The organism is Ochrobactrum sp. XJ1, assembly GCF_024701725.1.
Taxonomy (GTDB): domain Bacteria; phylum Pseudomonadota; class Alphaproteobacteria; order Rhizobiales; family Rhizobiaceae; genus Brucella; species Brucella anthropi.
The window spans coordinates 224,503-242,537 of record NZ_VDGD01000002.1 but is presented as its reverse complement, the minus strand read 5'-3'; the positions used below and the strand labels follow the sequence as shown (position 1 = coordinate 242,537).

Genomic DNA, 18,035 nt, shown 5'->3' with positions numbered 1-18,035 from the left:
TGCCGAAGAACAAGAAACGGAAGCAAACGTCATGAACTGGATCACCAACTACGTCCGTCCGAAGATCAATTCGATGCTCGGCCGTCGTGAAATGCCGGAAAACCTCTGGATCAAGGATCCGTCGACCGGTGAAATGGTGTTTCACAAGGACCTTGAGAGCAACCAGTTTGTGATCCCGTCCTCGGGTCATCACATGCGCATCAAGGCGAAGGATCGTCTGCGTTTCTTCTTCGACAATGGCGAATACACCACGCTTGAAGCTCCGAAAGTGCCGGTCGATCCGCTGAAATTCCGCGACGAGAAGAAATATATCGATCGTCTCAAGGATTATCGCACGCGCACGGGCATGGATGACGCTATCGTCAACGGCCTCGGCACCATTGACGGCCTGCCGATTGTCGCCACCGTTCAGGATTTCGGCTTCATGGGCGGTTCGCTCGGCATGGGTGCCGGCGAAGCGATCATCCAGGGCTTTGAAAAGGCCATCGAGCTGAAGCGTCCGCTGGTTCTGTTCGCCGCCTCGGGCGGTGCACGCATGCAGGAGGGCATCCTGTCGCTCATGCAGCTCCCGCGCACCACGGTTGCTGTGGAAATGCTGAAAGAAGCTGGCCTGCCCTATATCGTCGTTCTGACCAATCCGACTACGGGCGGCGTGACGGCTTCCTACGCCATGCTGGGCGATATCCACATTGCCGAACCCGGCGCACTGATCGGCTTCGCCGGACCGCGCGTCATCGAACAGACGATCCGTGAAAAGCTGCCGGAAGGCTTCCAAAGCGCAGATTATCTCATGGAACACGGCATGGTCGACATGGTCGTCTCGCGTCTCGAGCTGAAGGACACGATTGCGCGCCTTCTCAAGATCATGACCAGGCAGCCGGGCAATAGCGACGCGCCGGAACACGAAAAAACGGAAGCAACCGACAAGGCAGCCTGATCGTGACAGAAAAAGCCGCCGCCGCAATCGAGCGGCTTATGCAGTTGCATCCAAAGGGCTTCGATCTTTCATTAGACCGCATCCGCGGTCTTCTGGAAAAGCTCGGCAATCCGCATCTGAAATTGCCGCCGGTCATCCACATTGCCGGAACCAACGGCAAGGGATCCGCGACAGCTTTCTGCCGCGCGCTTCTGGAAGCGGGCGGCTTTGATGTTCACGTCCACACTTCGCCGCACCTCGTCAATTGGCATGAGCGCTACCGTCTGGCGGCGCCCGGCGGCGGCAGGCTGGTCAGTGACGAAGTTCTGGCCGACGCCATAGAGCGCGTTGCGGCAGCCAATGGCGGCCAGCACATCACCGTTTTCGAAATCCTGACCGCTGTGGCTTTCGTGCTCTTTTCCGAGCACCCGGCAGATGTCGTCGTTATGGAAGTCGGCCTTGGTGGACGTTTCGACGCCACCAATGTCATTGCCGAGCCTGCCGTCTCGCTCATCATGCCGGTTTCCATCGACCATCAGGCCTATCTTGGCGACCGCGTGGAGCTGATTGCCGCCGAGAAAGCCGGTATCATCAAGAAGGATTGTCCGGTCGTTGTCGGTTTCCAGCCTTTCGATGCAGCGCGGGAAGTTCTCGTCTCGACTGCCGACCGGCTTGGCTGTCCGGTTTCGGTTTACGGGCAGGATTTCCTCGCCTTCGAGGAGCATGGTCGCATGGTGTTCCAGAACGAGGACGGTCTGATCGACCTGCCATTGCCGCGCTTGCCCGGACGCCATCAGATTTCCAATGCCGCAGCGGCAATCGAGGCGGTGCAGATGGCTGGTTTCAGCCTGACCGACAAAGCCGTCGAAAAGGCCTTGATGGTGGTGGACTGGCCAGCACGTATGCAGCGCCTGACCCATGGTGCGCTCGTGGATATGGCCCCGGCGGCCTCCGAAATCTGGCTTGATGGCGGTCATAATCCCGGTGCGGGCGCAGTCATCGCCGAGGCGCTTGGCGATCTGGAAGAACGCAATGAACGCCCGCTGTTCCTCATCACCGGCATGATCAACACCAAGGACCCGGTCGGCTATTTCGAGGCTTTTGCCGGTATGGCGCGGCATGTTTTCACCGTGCCTGTTCCGTCCAGCGATGCGGGTATCCCCAATGATGAGCTGGCGGTCGCGGCCCAGAAAGCCAACCTGTCGGCAGAGCCTGTGCATTCGGTTGCCAACGCGTTGAAACTTCTGCGTGGCACGTGGCCCCCGGATGAAGCGCCACCGCGTATCCTGATTGGCGGTTCGCTTTACCTTGCGGGTGAAGTTTTGAGAGAGAACGGCACACCACCCGCCTAACGGCAAATTCTAGAGCGGTTCCAGTAAAACAGAGTCGCCGGAACCGCTCCAAGTATTTATTTCGTCGCATTATCCTGCGCAAAAACCGCTTCACACTTTTGCTGGAAATGCTCCAAACAAAAACCCGGCTCGAAGGCCGGGTTTTGCATTTTTATGATGCTGTTATTATGCAGCTGAAGCCTTGATCCAGTCGGCAAGGCGGCTCTTCGGAGCAGCACCGACCATATTGGCGGCGAGTTCGCCGTCCTTGAACATCAGAAGCGTCGGAATCGAACGCACGCCGAACTGGGCAGCCAGTTCCGGGTTTTCGTCGATATTAACCTTGGCGATCTTGACCTGACCGGCCATTTCGGTCGCGATTTCGTCCAGAGCCGGCGCGATCATCTTGCAGGGACCGCACCATTCCGCCCAGAAATCTACCACGACAGGCTCGCTCGACTGAAGAACGTCCGACTGAAAATTGCTGTTATCGACCTTAACGGTTGCCATAGGGCTATCCTCTTTTCTCACCAAGAACGGCAGACATCTTTTCAGACTCACAACACGATCCGCTCTTCATTCGCTATATCATGTGGCGCGTCTGCTGCCATCCGTCAAGTTCTGGTTCGTCACCTTTCCTTGAGAGTCTTTCAGAGACTGCAGCGCTTCGTCCAGAACCACATCCGGCAGCGGCATCAAAAACGGACCTTCGGTGAACAGAAGCGCCGTTTCGACAATCCGCCCCGGATAGAGCGGGGCCAGCAACTCGCGATAAAGCGCAAGCTGCGCCCGATAGGCGAAAGGAACCGCCTCGATGGTTTTCGGTGGCGGTCGATTGGTCTTGTAGTCGACGATCAGGACACGATCCTCGCCAACACTGATGCGGTCGATCTGACCGGACACGGCATGATCGCGCCCGCCAAGCTCAATCGTGCCCATGATGGCAACTTCCCCGCGCGAGCCTTCCGCAAAGACCGGTGCATAGGTGGCATCGTCCAGAATGGTCCTGACGCTTTGCCAGGCAATCTGGCGCTCCGTTTCCGGCCAGTCGGCAGCAATCCGCCCAAGATAGTCGCGTGCCAGCGTTTCACGCCCATCCTGTGGGACATCCGGCAGATATTGCAGCAGCATATGGATCGCCGTGCCGCGTCGCAACGCAAAGGCTGGCGTCCCATTGCCCGGTCCCAGAACGGGCGAAAACGTATCGAGCGGCGGTTCTTCATCCGCTTCGATCAGCGCAGAAGCGCCGGACGGCGCCAGCGGTCGCGGCAGTCCGATTTCCGGCTTTATCGGCTCTCTATATTCATCTGGAAATGATGGCAGTGCATGATCTTCGGTTCTATCCTGCTCGGCAATCTCGACCATGCCGCGCGGTGTGTTGCGATAACGTCTTGCGGCAACATTCAGCACGGGGTGCACGAATGTCTCGGCCTTGGTGGCCAACGCATCCTCGACAAGGCGATGCCATGTTTCGCCGCTTTCACGCGTGCCGCGATAGCCGCAGATGATGAGCCGGTCTTCGGCACGCGTCATGCCGACATAGAGCAGGCGGCGATATTCTTCCTCCGCCCGCGTTTTCAGCTCCTCGATCTGAGCGGTCGTGAAGCCGGTCTGGTATCCGGCATTCGGTTGCCAGAGATAGCCTTTCACCGACGGACTATCATTCGAAAAGTCAAAAGGAATGAGCTTTGGCGCACGACTGCCAGTCCAGACCGCGCTTCCCGGATCAACAAGAAACACCACCGCCCCTTCCAGCCCCTTGGCGGCATGGACAGTCATGATGCGCACTTCATTGCGCCCCTGATCGAGTTCACGCTTGATTTCCGGCGATGCCGCTTCCAGCGTTTCAAGGAAGGCTTGCAGGCCGGGCAGACCGGCACGCTCGGCGGAAAGCGCATAATTCTGGAATTCGTCGATGATATCGCCCGCCTCCGGCCCCAACCTCGCCAGTAGTTTTCGCCGCGCACCGTCCGCACTCAATATCCGTGCATAGAATTCGAACACCGGCATCGTGTCGGCCATATTGCGCCAGCGGCTCAAGGTCTTGTGCACCTCGGCCAGTGCAGCATCGCCGCGCGAGACCTGATAAAGCCGCTCGAACAGCGTGAGGCTTGAACCGCGCGGATAGGCAAGCTCGAACAGCCGGTCGTCATCCCAGCCGAATAACGGGCTTTTCAATACCGATGCCAGCGAAAGATCGTCCGAAGGCTGAAGCACGAAACGACCGAGTGCCATCAGGTCTTGAATGGCGATATGGCTGGTGAGCCGCAAGCGGTCTGCACCTGCTACCGGAACGGACAGGTTTTTCAGCGCCCGCGACAAAGCAGGCATGAACTGGTCGCGCTTTCGCACCAGAACCATGATGTCACGCGGCATGATCCGCCGGTTCTGGCCCGGAATAGGTTCGCCGCGATCCAGCCAGTGGCGAATAGTGGCTGCGATCTGATCCGCCAGCCGGACAGCAGGTGCTGCCAGATGATCGACCGGCTCGCGCCAGTCGTCCGGCTCTTCCACCACTTCCGGCGTCAGCATATCCCAGATTTCCACCTCGCCCGGCGCATCGGAGCGAATGGCTTCATGTACCGTTGCGCCTGCAAGGCCTCGATTGGCCTCGGCTCTCGCAAAAACCTCGTCTACAGCCTGCAGGACGTCGGGCGCGGATCGGAACGAGAAATTGAGGCTGACGCGCTCGAATTTCAGCTCCGCATCTCCGGCGCGAAGACTGACGGACCGCCCCTGCGCCGCGAAATCCGCCGGCACCGCGCCCTGGAACGAATAGATCGACTGTTTTTCATCGCCGACAGCAAAAAGCGTGCGGCTGATATTGCGTTGGCCGACGCCGGAGAAAAACTCTTCCGACAGCATGCGGATCACCTGCCACTGGTCGGGGCTGGTGTCTTGCGCCTCGTCGACCAGAATATGGTCGATGCCGCGATCGAGCTTGTACTGAACCCACTGCCCTGCCCCGTTGCGGGCGAGCAGCGCCACGGTCCGGGTAATGAGATCCTCGAAATCGAGCAGGCCGCGCTGACGCTTCAGGTCGTGATAGCGTTGCAGCAGATTGTCGATCAGCGTCAGCGCGGCCAGATTGAGCCGCACCAGACGCAATTCCTTCAGCCGGTCGAGACCCTGTTCGACACGCGCGGCTGCCGCGTCAAAATCCTCTTCGAAATCCGGCAGAAGTTTCTTGACCGCCGCCGAGCCAACATAGGAACCGGATTTCGGCTCGCCCGTACTTTTCAGGAAAGCTGCGCGCAACACGGCCTCGCGGTCACGCTGGCTCGTCACCTTTTCGAAACGCCGAAGCTGCAGCGCAAAATCCTGCGCGCGCGACGCGCCTTTCTGGATCGACATGATGAGGTCGAGCGCATCGTCGGAAAACTCCGGTATCGGCCAGAGATCTGCGACGAGGTCATCTTCGCTGGTTCGCGGGTCGAAGCGGAAAGCCCGGTGCAGAGCTTCGCTGCGATGCGCCGTTACGCCCAGTTCGGCGATATAGGTCTGCAGGCCATTGCGCCTGCTTACGGCCTCATCCAGAAGCGATTGAAGCCCCATCTCGCCCGATGCCTGCAGAACATCAGCAAAGGCCGCTGCGAGATCAATATCGCCGCCGCCATGCGCGGTTTCGAGCAGTTGGCGCCGTGCTTCGCCGACAAGGGCTGCCTGCATCAAATCATCCATCATCTCGAAATGACCGGCAATGTTCGCCTCAAGCGGGAACTGGTGCAGGATCGCTTCGCAGAAAGCATGGATGGTCTGGATTTTAAGTCCGCCCGGTGTTTCGAGCGCACGCGCGAACAGCCGTCGCGCTGCTGCAAGACGAGCATCGTTCGGTCTGCGGCCTTCCAGCGACTTCAGACGTTCGACGAGTTCTTCGTCAGGCAGGACAGCCCATTCTGAAAGCCGCATGAACACGCGGTTCTGCATCACCGCCGCAGCCGCCTTGGTGTAGGTAAGGCAGAGAATCTTGGAAGGATCAGTACCCTCCAGCAACAGGCGAATAACGCGTTCAGTCAGAACATGGGTCTTGCCGGAACCCGCATTGGCGGACACCCAGACAGAAGCCGCCGGATTTGCCGCGTTGCTCTGTGCCCGTAGCGTTTCTTCGGGGATAATGGGTGCCTTTTTCATTCACCGCCCTCCCCGCCAGCATCGCCCCCGGCAGACCATTCCAGCACCCGCGCCAGATGATCGTAATCGCCTGTCAGGTCCGTCTCGCGAAATGGCAATGCGCGCGACAGATAGCCTTTTTCCGGTTTTTGATATTCGACGAGCAATTGCGCCAGCCGCTGCCAGGATTCCTCGCCAAGAGCCGGTGCAGTTTTTTCCGATGGCGGTCGTCCGATCTTGAGGATCGATTCCGGCTTCACCTCGCCGCCCGCCTTGAGACGCACATAGGTAAGATCGGATGCACGGACCGAACCAAGTTCCCGAAACGCGCCGCGCACCAGAAGTGCGGCTTCCAGCGCCAGCTGCGGCGACAGCAGCACATGCGCCTGTTTGGGCGATGGTGTCGATCCGGTCTTGTAATCGATGATTTCCGCTGTCCCGTCACGCATCAGATCGATGCGGTCAGCACGACCGGAAAGCGTAATGCCAAGCCCTTCGACTTCACGTTTATCGGATGAAATCTCCGCAAAGCGGGTCTGGACATTGTAGGCGCGCTCGCGTTCCCAAGCCAGAAACTGCGGAATGAGCGCGGTGAAGCGTGGCCACCAAACGGCCTCTATTTCCGTCGGCAGATCCATATCGGCAAAGAGGATGCGCCCCAACTCCATCAACCGCTCTGCAGCGTCGGGCGCCAGCGGATCGATTGCCTCCTGCGTAAAATGGCCCAGAATATCGTGGAACAAAGTGCCGCGTTCGGCGGCAGCCGGGTCGCGGATCAAGGGTTCCAGCGGCCGCAGCTTCAATATCTTCTTGGCGAAGATCGCATAGGGATCGCGGCGCAACGTTTCGATTTCCGTTACCGAAAAATGCTTCGGGCGCGCAAGGACCGGCGGCGCAGGCTGCGGTCTCTTCACGAAAGGCACATCTTCGTCACGATCGATTTCGCGCGACCACTGGATGAATCGAGCCCCGCGCTTGCGCATTTCGGCGGTCACATCCGCACCCAGCACTGTTTCAAGTCGTTGAAGCCAGCGCGATGGCACGGTCGGGGCATTGTCGGAACGCTGCGAGCGCGTCAGCACGACATGGTCCATGCCGAGCGCCATCTGGAAATCGTGGGCGGCAAGGCCGGTGCGGCGTTCGGGCGGATCGAGCGCGATCATCGACTTCATGGGGCGTGACATGAATGGGTCGTTGCGGGTGCGTGCGGGCCAGCTCCCCTCGTTGAGGCCACCGATAACCACCGTGTCCATGGTTTGCAGGCGCGCTTCCAGCGCACCCCAGATGAAGAGGCGCGGATGACCGCCCGGATGCGGCTTCACCGTCTCACCCGCCATCAGGGCATCCAGTACGGCTGGCCATTCCGACGCTTCAAAATCGAGCCCGGCTTCGCTCGAAACCAGACCACGCAAAAAGATGGCAAGCTGCTCGCCACGTTCACCGGAATAGAAAGGCGCGATGCTGGCCTTTTCATTCCGAGCAAGATTTTCCAGCGCCTCCACCGTGGCCCGCGCGATTTCACCGATCTCGGTCCTGCGTCCAGCGATAACGAAAGGCGCCAATGGTGCCACCGCGTTCGATAGGCTTTCGCAAAGATTTCGGGCAGCGGCGATCATGTCCGGTGTGACCGTGTCGTGCCATGCCGGTTGCCATGGCTGGCCGGCACTTTCCTCCAACCGCCGGTCGAAAAATGCAGGAAGATCGAGCACGGATGCGCGGCCCGTGCCACCGCGAAAGGCGATGAGTTCCAGGGTTTCGGCAGCAAGGCGTCGCTCGATGCGGGGAGCTTCCAGCCGTAGCAGCGGATGCTTGACCAGCGCCAGCAACGCAACCGGGTCGCCCGGGTTGAAGACGGTCTCGACCAGCAGCCGTAGCAATGTCGTGGTCTCGACATCACGCAGATGCCGCCCGCCGGAATCATCGGCGTCGATGCCGAAACGGGCAAGTTCACCCACCACGCGCCGCGCCAGATTGCGGTCTGCCGTAACAAGCGCGGCTGTTCTGCCTTCATCATTGATCGCGTCGCGCAGGACGAGAGCCACAGTAAGCGCTTCTTCCCGCTCATTCGCGGTTTCAATCAGATCGATCGTCTGCGCTGCTTCCTGCAAGGCTTTCGGCTGCATATCGGGATCGCGTGCAAGCTGTCCCCACGCATCGGTCGTTTCCGCCGGACGAAGCGCTTCACTGACCACCCGTTCGCGCAGGCGTTTCGAGGCAGGCATATCGTCCAGATGTTCCACATCCGCACGCAATGTCTGCATTGCATCGAGAAGCTTGCGCAAACCGAACTGGGGATGACCGAAGGTCGAAGGATTATCGGTTGCCGATGCCAGCATCTGCCAGGCTGCATCGTCCAGATCGCGATCCAGCCCGGGCAGCACCACCGCGCCATTCGGCAAATCCGCAATGGCGGAAATCAATTCCGCCGTCGCCGGTATGGAACCGGTGGAACCGGCAACGATAACCGGTCCGGCGGGCGGATGATCCCGCAGGCGCTTCACTTCGCTCCAGATGAGATCATTGCGATGCGCGGCGGGATTCGAAAGCCGGCGTTCTGCCAGAATATCCGGCCACAGATTGGTGACGATGTTAAGAAAGCCGAGCGTGACCTGCCACCAGTCGGCGAGGTCTTCCGGAGCAATTCCCGCAAGCTCGCTCCATTTAGCCCCATCGGTTTCGACCTGATCCATCAGCCCCGCAAGATCGCGGGCAAGCCAGATTGCATCGGCAGTCGTTGCCGGAACCGAAACATCGTCAACACCGAAAAGGGCGCGCACATGCGAAGGCAGCGATTCCCGCCACGGGCGGATCAATCGTGCCAGAAGCAGAAGCCGCTCTGCTGTACCAATCGGTGGATTTATATCGAAGACACCCGATGAACCGGCATTGAAGAAAGCGGCATCTTCATCCACATCGCCAAGCGGCTTTATCGTCGGCAAAATAGCGCTTTTTGTCGAATTCCTATCGACGAGTATCGATCTCAACGCGCGCGCCGCACGGCGTGTCGGCACATAGATGGTCGCGTTGGCCAACGCCAGTGGATCGGACGGTTTGCCGGGAAAACCTTCTACTAACCGTCCCTCCAGAAGCACCTTGGCAAAGACGGGCAAAAACGGCGTGCCGGGAGGAATTGAAAACAGGCGCTGTTTCCCATCTCTGGGCCGTCTTGCGCTCATGCGTTTTACCTCCTTATGCAAATGCGGTAAGCGCTGCCTCCGCCTCGCCGATTGCATCCGGCGTTCCAACGGTCAGCCAGTGCCCGGTCATTGGCATACCATAAAGGCGACCGGCTGCAATCGCTTCGTCGAAATAGCGGTTGAGTGAGGACACACCGGGCTCCGCGCCAGCGAAGATACGAGGATGGATGATCCCTGCTCCCGCATAGATCACCGGCTCGCCGGAGATGTCCCGTGCGCGGCGCAGATGCCCGTTTTCGTCGGCAACGAAATCACCCTTGCCTTCATAACCCGTTTCCTGATCGAGACGTGCCGTCATCAGGAGAATATCCATTCGGTCGGCATCCCAAGCGTCAGCGAGCGCCAACAGATTAGGAGCTTTCTCGTCGCCGACCCAGAATGTGTCGGCATTCAATATGACAAACGGTTCTGTTCCGAGTATCGGCAGCGCCTTCACGATGCCGCCAGCGGAATCGAGCAGCATTTCGCGTTCGTCCGAAATCACGATCTCAAGATCGTTGCGGTCACGAAGATGCGCTTCCAGTTGGCCGGCTAAATAGTGCACATTGACGATTGCGGTGCCAATGCCCGCCTGCGCCGCCGCATCAAGCCCCCAGTCGATCAAGGGCTTGCCCGCCACCTTGACCAGCGGTTTAGGAATGGTTTCGGTGATGGGACGCATGCGCTTGCCAAGTCCGGCGGCAAGAACCATAGCCGTCGTCGGGACCATTTCAGGCATTCTCATTGCGCGGCCTCTTCCTGCTGCATCAATCCCAATTCCTCAAACCACGCCGCCACTGGCGCCATGACCGAATGCTTCAGCACACGCCCGAGATAGTCATGAATGCGTGGCAGATGTTTTAGATAATCCGGCTTACCATCACGCTCATCGAGCCGCACGAAAAGACCGAGAAGCTTGGCGTTACGCTGTGCGCCCATGGCCGCATAGGCCTTGCGGAACAAAGCCTCGTCGAACGCATGTCCGAGCGCACAACGCTCATCGCAATAGGCAGCGACCACAGCCTGTTCCAGCTCCGGCGAAATCGTCACGCGCGCATCAAGGGCCAGCGAAGCCACGTCATAGGCCGCCGGTCCAATCATCGCATCCTGAAAATCGATGACACCGATCTTGTCCTTGCCTTCCGCTTCTGGAAACCAGAACAGGTTCGGCGAATGATAGTCGCGCAAGAGCAGGCTCTTCTCAACATCGGCAATGTCGGCGATCACGTGATCCCATGCGGCTTCGTAAGCTTGCTTTTCTGCGTCTGTAAGTTGCCTTCCCATCATGCGCGGCGCGTACCACTGGCCGATGAGGCTAACCTCGATCATCATCGCATCACGGTCGAAACCGGCGATGATGTGGTCGGGATGCCTCGCCACAGGTGCATGGTCAGGCCAGGCAACGCCATGCAGATGCGCCAGAAAGCGTCCGGCGGCCTCATAGCGTTCGGCGACAGGTTCACCGGACGATGCCCGCACACCCTCGGTCCCGAGGTTCTCAAGGATCAAAAGCCCTGCATCAATATCTACCGCACGCATTTGCGGCACGCGAAAACCATGTTTTGCAAGCAAGCCATCAATTGCCACAAAAGCCTGAATATTCTCTGCAATATGGGCAAGCTGGCGATAGGACTTGCCATTACGTAGTGGCGGATCATAGGGCATCGCTGGCGCGTTCATGAGAACTTCCACACCATCAGAGGCACTTGTGATGAGTTCATATCTACGTGGACCAGCATCTCCCTGGAAATAACGACGCGTGGACTCTCCCCGGTCGTTTTTTTCAAGAAATGCGCGGATCATCCGACAGCGTTCCAGCCGCTGGATCGCAGCCGCTGGTCCCGACACGGTAATACGCCGCCCTGCTCCTTCATGGCTCAGCGTGACGGCAAACGACGGTTCGGGCAGGAAACTGTCGCCCTGCTCCGGCCATTCGGCCAGCACCACGCCATCTTCCAGGAACTCCGGCAACCCCAACTCATCCAGTTCTTCGCCGTGTGAAATACGGTAAAGATCGGCATGGGCAACAGGAATGCGCAAAGTCTCGTAACTTTGTACCAGCGTGAAAGTCGGGCTTGGGACATCCAGCCCCTCATCATCAGCAATTGCCCGGATGATAGCGCGGGCAAGCGAGGATTTTCCCGCCCCCAGATCGCCGGAAAGCGTGACAAGATCGCCCTTCTGCAGGGCGAGGGCGAAATCCTCGCCGAAACGCTGTGTTGCAGCTTCGTCGGGCAAGAAATAGCTGATACTGGATTGTGAGGCGCTCATGGGCACCCTTTACCTTATTCGGCAGCGACGCGGAAGCTACGTGTTTCCGACGGAAAACGGCAAATGACCGTTGTTCCACGACCGGAACCCGTATCGATATCGACCGACCCGCCATGCAGCTCGACAAAGCTCTTGACGATGGCAAGTCCGAGGCCGGCACCACGACGGCGACCTCCATTCGGATAGGACTGGAAGCGTTTGAAAACCGTGTCGAGCACTTCTCCGGGCATGCCGGGACCGTCATCGTGGACGGCAAAGACCACTTCCGACCCCTCGCGCGCCACCTGCAGATGGATGCTGGAGCCTTCCGGCGCATAGTTGGTGGCGTTGGACAGGAGGTTGAAAAGCACCTGACGGACGCGGTTTGCATCGGCCTTGAATACATCCACGTCGTCGGCAATGTCGATGTCGAGCCCGATATCGTGGTCGCGCATACGCTCGCCGACACGGGAGGCGGCAGCGGAAATCGCTTCCACGACGGAAACCTCACCGACCTCCAATTCCATGATGCCTGCATCGACCGTTGCGAGATCAAGAATATCATTGACGATGGTCAGCAATACCGATGACGACGTGCTGATATGGTCGAGATATTCGATCTGGCGCTCGTTGAGCGACCCGAAAGCCGGTGTCTGCAACAGCTCGGTAAAGCCGATGATGTTTGTGAGTGGCGAACGCAGTTCGTAGGAAACGTGCTGGACGAAATCGTTCTTGATCTGGTCGGCCAGTTCCAGCGCCTCGTTCTTTTCCTTGAGCGCTCGTTCGACGCGCACGGTGTCGGTGACGTCGATGAAGGTCAGCATGGTCTGGCCCTTCGGCAGCGGCACCACGGCGAAGGAAAGAATGGTGCCGTCGTCCAGTTCCACCTGTCCCATGCGCCCGTCACGCGTATCGAGAAAGCCAGTGACGGTGGAGACGAAATCATCCCACAATCCGTTGCCGCCGCGCTCGCCGCAAATCCTGGCAATCGACGAAATATGCGTGCCTTCGACAATGAGCGGCATCGGCAGCGCCCAAAGATCGGCGAAGGACGGGTTGGAAAGCCGGATGCGGCCATCAGAGCCGAACACCGCCACGGCTTCCGCCAGATGGTCGAGCGTTTCACCCTGCACCTTGATGAGCGTGTTGTAACGGCCTTCGAGTTCGAACTTTTCGGTCATGTTCTCGAAGAACCAGGTCACACCGCCTTGCGGATGCGGATTGGCGACGACGCGCATCGTCCGCGTATCCGGCAGATGCCACATATGTTCCTGCGGCTCGACTGCGCGATAGGCAGAAAGCACCGAATCCTTCCATTTGCGCCATTCCGGCTGCTCTGGAAGTTTACCTTCCGAACGCAGGCGGTCGAGGATCAGCGTATTGCTCGGCTGCGATTCCAGCCAAGCCGTATCAAGTGACCAAAGCTTGGCAAAAGCCTGATTGAAGAATTGCAGCTTCATCTCGGGATCGAAAATCGCCACAGCGGTCGAAAGCTGGTCGAGCGTTTCGGCATGGCTCTTCATGGTGCGGTTCAGTTCTTCCCGCACCGCCTGTACTTCGGTCTGGTCGAAACCGAGGCCGACAGAACCCGTTTCAGCACTCACATCCGTCACGTTGAACAAACGGCGATCACCATGCACCACAGCCGTCAGCTGTTCCTGCAGGACAGGCTCGGCAAAGCGATCACGCTCCAGTCGCTGACGCGCCTGTGCGCCGAAAAGCTCGCGCCCTTCTGAAATGACCTGGCTCGCATCCGCCATATCGACTGCCTGCGCATAGGCGGCGTTGACCCATTCGACGCGACCACCGGCGTCGCGGGTCCATACCGGCTGGTCGATCCGGTCGAGAAGACGCCGGAAAAGCTCGATACGCTCGGAAAATTCACGGTTCTGCGCCTGCAGTGCCGCGCGTTCCGCCTGCACGCCCTGCAGGCTGAGGAACCGGGCAACAGCAAAGCCGCCCGATGTGCGTCCGCGCACGTCGAGCAGAGTGCCGTTGACAGTTTCAACCGTGAGATCGAAAGACCGTGCCTGTTCACGCAGCATTCCAATGGCGCGCTCAAGCGCCACGACCGATTGCGGGCGCAACCAGCGGCCAAATGCCAGAAAGGTGGAGCGATCCTGCGGGGCCGCACTATCGTCTGGCAACAGTCCGACGACTTCAGCGCGTGTGCTATGGCCATCCCAGACCACGATGCGCTGATCCTTGAGGTTAAGCAGCGCTTCATTGCGCTGGGCGACCAGATTGAGGTCGGCGAATTTGGAACGCAGTTCCTTGTTTTCTGCGGCAACGCGCGATCGTTCGCGGATCAGCCAGCCCGCAGAAAGAAGCGCTGCGCCCATCACACCTAGGAACATGGAAAACTGGATGACTTCGAAAGCGCCGATACTGCCACCGCCGAAGGGCAGGGCGATACGCGCCGATTCCGCGCCCTGTGCGAAGGCAGGCATGGCGGCGAAAAGCGTCGAAAGAGAAACAGAAGCCTTCATCAGGGCTTTTTTCGGAGCAAGCCATGCGAACGGCTTTGCAACATGGGCGGCAGGAAGCCATTGCCTGCCAGTAACGATTGCGGAAACATTCCGCAAAATCCCCGTTGCGCCGAAATCTGGCATGTTGTCCTTTTCTCCGCCACCCGGCCATGAAAACCGCCACGAAGGCAGACCGGCCGTATTAAAACACTTCAATACACATCAAAGCCTGACCATACGCACGCCGCCACAGTGCACGATGGTCATCGCGTTTTGAGGTATTCTGGGGATGAATCGTCCTGTCGCTTCCCGCCACAACCGGCAAAAAACGCACAACGCAAACACCCGCTCAAACACCTTGATTCGCCTACACAATACCCTTCCGGCGAATCCACGTGAAGCATCTTGCACGCAAAAAGAAAGACCGGGCAGTTTGTCAACCGCCCGGCCTCAACATGTAGTGCAATGCTTAACGTATGGTTAATACCTGTAGTGTTCCGACTTGAACGGGCCCTGTGGAGTGACGCCGATATAGGCAGCCTGTTCCTCGGAAAGCACAGTCAGCTTGGCGCCGAGCTTGTCGAGATGCAGGCGCGCGACCTTCTCGTCGAGATGTTTCGGCAGCACATAGACTTCATTCTTGTAGGCGTCGGTGCGGGTAAAGAGCTCGATCTGGCCCAGAACCTGATTGGTGAACGAAGCCGACATGACGAAGCTCGGATGGCCAGTTGCATTGCCCAGATTGAGCAGGCGGCCTTCGGAAAGCAGGATGATGCGCTTGCCGTCCGGGAATTCGATCAGATCGACCTGCGGCTTCACATTGGTCCATTTCAGGTTGCGGAGTGCCGCCACCTGAATTTCGTTGTCGAAGTGACCGATATTACCGACGATCGCCATGTCCTTGAACTTGCGCATATGGTCGATGGTGATCACGTCCTTGTTGCCGGTCGTGGTCACGATGATATCGGCTGTAGAAGCGGCATCGTCGAGGGTTACGACTTCGAAACCATCCATTGCAGCCTGAAGTGCGCAGATCGGATCGACTTCGGTAACCTTCACGCGTGCGCCTGCGCCGGCGAGCGACTGGGCAGAGCCTTTGCCGACATCGCCATAACCGCACACGACGGCAACCTTGCCAGCCATCATGACATCGGTGCCGCGACGAATGCCGTCAACGAGCGATTCCTTGCAGCCGTACTTGTTGTCGAATTTCGACTTGGTGACGCTGTCATTGACGTTGATGGCCGGGAAGGGCAGGAGGCCCTTCTTCTGCAGCTGGTAAAGACGGTTGACGCCGGTGGTGGTTTCTTCCGTCACGCCCTTGATGGCGTCGCGCTGGCGCGTGAAGAAGCCCGGCGTTGCAGCCATACGCTTCTTGATCTGCGCGAAAAGCACTTCCTCTTCTTCCGAACCGGGGTTCGACAGAACGTCCTCGCCTGCTTCGGCGCGCGCGCCGATGAGGATATACATGGTGGCGTCACCACCATCGTCGAGGATCATGTTGGACGGTTCGCCGTCCGGCCACTGGAAGATCTGGTCGGTATAGGTCCAGTATTCTTCAAGCGTTTCGCCCTTGATGGCGAAAACCGGCGTGCCGGTTGCGGCAATCGCGGCAGCCGCATGATCCTGCGTCGAGAAAATGTTGCAGGAGGCCCAGCGGACCTCAGCGCCCAGCGCCTGCAGGGTTTCGATCAGGACGGCGGTCTGGATCGTCATATGCAGCGATCCGGAAATGCGTGCGCCCTTCAGCGGCTGCGACTTGCCGAATTCCTCGCGGGCAGCCATCAGGCCCGGCATTTCGGTTTCTGCGATATCGAGTTCCTTGCGGCCCCAATCGGCCAGGCTAAGATCCTTGACGACAAAATCTTGGCTTGCGGTCATCGCTTGCTCCAATAAAAGGCAGTTCCAGCTCGATAAAGATGTAATCAGCGGCCGGGATTGCATTCCAATATGGGGCGGCTTTCCACACGGGAAAGCGCTCCGGCTGCCGCCTTGACTAGCAGATCGCCGCCAGAAGCACAACGCAATATAAAGAAATCTTTATACGTGCATATCAGACAAGTTTGTCGAATACGGGGTCGATGACCGTCAAAGGAAGATCGGCCTGCAATATTTCGAGCATGTGGCGAAACTCGGCAACGGGATAGGTTTCGCTTTCCGTGACAAGGGCAACTGTGCGACCGGAGCCGCCTTCGGGTAGCGGGAGTGCAGCGATCACGTCATCCGCCGGATCAAGAAACTGCCAGCCGGGACGGGCCGTTTCGAAAAACGGTCTGAGCCATGGCAGATGGGTGCTGGAAAGTGTCAGCGTGTCGATATGAGGGTGGCTCGCAGCAATGTCATCGCAGAATGCGGCGACCTTTTGCGCGGTCTCGTCCGGTTGCCGAAGAAAAGCGCCGTTTTCCACCAGCTCCACCATCGCAGACGCATTGATCAGAGCGACATCGCCTGGGTTATCGGCCTGTGTTCGGACAAAACATGCAAGTTCTTCGCTCTCGATCATCGAACGCACCCCCAAAACGGCAACCTTGCCGCTGTGGCTCATCGCAAGGGCAGTGCGTACCGGCGGCGCCACACCGTAAACCGGTACGGCGAACTCGCTTTTCAATGTGTCGAGGACCATGACCGAGGGCGCGTTGGAAGCAAGGACAATTGTTTGAGCGCCAAGGCTTGTGAGGTATTGGATCGTGCTGCGCATGATGGAAAGCAGCTGATCGCGGCTTTTGGCGCCATAGGGGAAACTGGCCCGATCAGCAAAATAGATGATGTCGCGCTGCGGCTGGCTGCGCCTGATCAGTTCAACCAGAGCATAACTGCCGATCCCTGCATCAAAAACGGCCACCGGATCGTTGAGATCACCCACGGCGGCCACAGTCTTGTTCTTCAGCATTCTTCGCCGAACTTGTCGGCGATGAGTGTCTGCAAGGCTTCCAACACGGCATCGGCCTGTTCACCGGAGGCACTAACGTCGATGCAGCAGCCGGGTGACGCGGCGAGCATCATCAGCCCCATGATCGACGTGCCGCCAACGGTCATGCCGTCCTTGCTCACGCGGACATGCGCATTGTAACCATCGACCAGTTGCACGAACTTGGCCGAAGCGCGGGCATGAAGTCCGCGCTTGTTGACGATCTCGAAGGATCGGGAAACTGCAGTTTCGGGTTCGTATTCACCGGTAACGGGCACGCTGGAGTGCATGAATTACTTTCCTGTCAGGACCTGGCTCGCAACATTAATATATTTGCGCCCCGCATCCTGCGCCTCACGCAGGGCTGTCTTGATGTCGCCCCCGATGCGGACGCTCGACAGCTTGATAAGCATCGGCAGATTGACACCTGCGATGACTTCGACCTTGCCTTCCTTCATGACGGAAATGGCGAGATTGGACGGTGTACCACCGAACATATCGGTCAGGATGATGACCCCGCTGCCATTATCGGCGCGTTCCACCGCATCAACGATATCCCGCCGACGCTGTTCCATATCGTCTTCGGCACCGATGCAAACGGTCTCGAAATTGTCTTGCGGCCCGACTACATGCTCAACAGCATGCAAAAACTCTTCGGCCAACCTTCCGTGCGTGACAAGCACGAGTCCGATCATACTATAAAAGCTCCCGTCGCGTGCCCGCCGCATCACCCCGCCAGAGTGTCAGATGGCACTGAAACCACGCCGGAAAAGCGCCGGCGAGTTGTGCATCTTGGCAGCGCAAATCTTGATAGCAAGTGAAAAATTTCCACGCTGCCACTAAAAAAGCAAAATGCCGCAGCGCTGTGAAATATTA

General features: G+C 58.7%; 12 protein-coding genes. 2 read left to right on the top strand and 10 right to left on the bottom strand.

Going from position 1 to position 18,035, the window contains the following annotated elements; translation table 11 throughout:
* Positions 1-31 precede the first annotated feature (31 nt).
* Positions 32-937 carry an acetyl-CoA carboxylase, carboxyltransferase subunit beta gene (gene accD / locus FG152_RS03965; protein ID WP_012091042.1) on the top strand — a complete coding sequence of 302 codons (906 nt, stop codon included), beginning with the start codon at positions 32-34 and terminating at the stop codon, positions 935-937.
* 38 nt (positions 938-975) lie between these two features.
* Positions 976-2,268: a bifunctional folylpolyglutamate synthase/dihydrofolate synthase gene (locus tag FG152_RS03960; protein ID WP_029926273.1), complete on the top strand. Its 1,293-nt coding sequence runs from the start codon at positions 976-978 to the stop codon at positions 2,266-2,268.
* A 165-nt stretch (positions 2,269-2,433) separates the two neighbouring features.
* Here FG152_RS03960 and trxA read toward each other — a convergent pair whose 3' ends face one another.
* The 10 genes from trxA to FG152_RS03910 form a co-directional block, all read right to left on the bottom strand.
* Entirely contained in the window at positions 2,434-2,757 is a 324-nt protein-coding gene (trxA, locus tag FG152_RS03955) for a thioredoxin (protein WP_006473274.1), read from the bottom strand.
* Positions 2,758-2,835: 78 nt separating this feature from the next.
* Positions 2,836-6,378 (bottom strand): double-strand break repair helicase AddA, encoded by a 3,543-nt coding sequence (gene addA / locus FG152_RS03950; protein WP_454623007.1) that lies wholly within the window; start codon positions 6,376-6,378, stop codon positions 2,836-2,838.
* Positions 6,375-9,533, bottom strand: a complete 3,159-nt coding sequence (addB, locus tag FG152_RS03945; RefSeq protein WP_498985315.1) for a double-strand break repair protein AddB — start codon at positions 9,531-9,533, stop codon at positions 6,375-6,377. The genes addA and addB overlap by 4 nt, the downstream gene beginning before the upstream one ends.
* A 13-nt stretch (positions 9,534-9,546) precedes the next feature.
* Positions 9,547-10,278, bottom strand: a complete 732-nt coding sequence (locus tag FG152_RS03940; RefSeq protein ID WP_029926279.1) for a nucleotidyltransferase family protein — start codon at positions 10,276-10,278, stop codon at positions 9,547-9,549.
* A complete protein-coding gene (gene tsaE / locus FG152_RS03935; protein ID WP_029926281.1) occupies positions 10,275-11,804 on the bottom strand; it encodes a tRNA (adenosine(37)-N6)-threonylcarbamoyltransferase complex ATPase subunit type 1 TsaE in 1,530 nt (509 codons plus the stop codon). Before tsaE ends, FG152_RS03940 begins: the two co-directional genes overlap by 4 nt.
* 14 nt (positions 11,805-11,818) lie before the next feature.
* A complete protein-coding gene (locus FG152_RS03930) occupies positions 11,819-14,272 on the bottom strand; it encodes a sensor histidine kinase (RefSeq protein ID WP_235784330.1) in 2,454 nt (817 codons plus the stop codon).
* Between the two features lie 459 nt (positions 14,273-14,731).
* Positions 14,732-16,132, bottom strand: coding sequence for an adenosylhomocysteinase (ahcY, locus tag FG152_RS03925; protein ID WP_012091050.1), 1,401 nt, complete (start codon positions 16,130-16,132; stop codon positions 14,732-14,734).
* A 172-nt stretch (positions 16,133-16,304) separates the two neighbouring features.
* Complete coding sequence (locus FG152_RS03920) at positions 16,305-17,141, bottom strand: glutamate racemase (RefSeq protein ID WP_454623005.1); 837 nt, start codon at positions 17,139-17,141, stop codon at positions 16,305-16,307.
* Positions 17,135-17,449, bottom strand: a complete 315-nt coding sequence (locus tag FG152_RS03915; protein ID WP_010657680.1) for an HPr family phosphocarrier protein — start codon at positions 17,447-17,449, stop codon at positions 17,135-17,137. Before FG152_RS03915 ends, FG152_RS03920 begins: the two co-directional genes overlap by 7 nt.
* Before the next feature lie 3 nt (positions 17,450-17,452).
* Positions 17,453-17,854, bottom strand: a complete 402-nt coding sequence (locus FG152_RS03910; RefSeq protein WP_006472522.1) for a PTS sugar transporter subunit IIA — start codon at positions 17,852-17,854, stop codon at positions 17,453-17,455.
* Positions 17,855-18,035 lie beyond the last annotated feature (181 nt).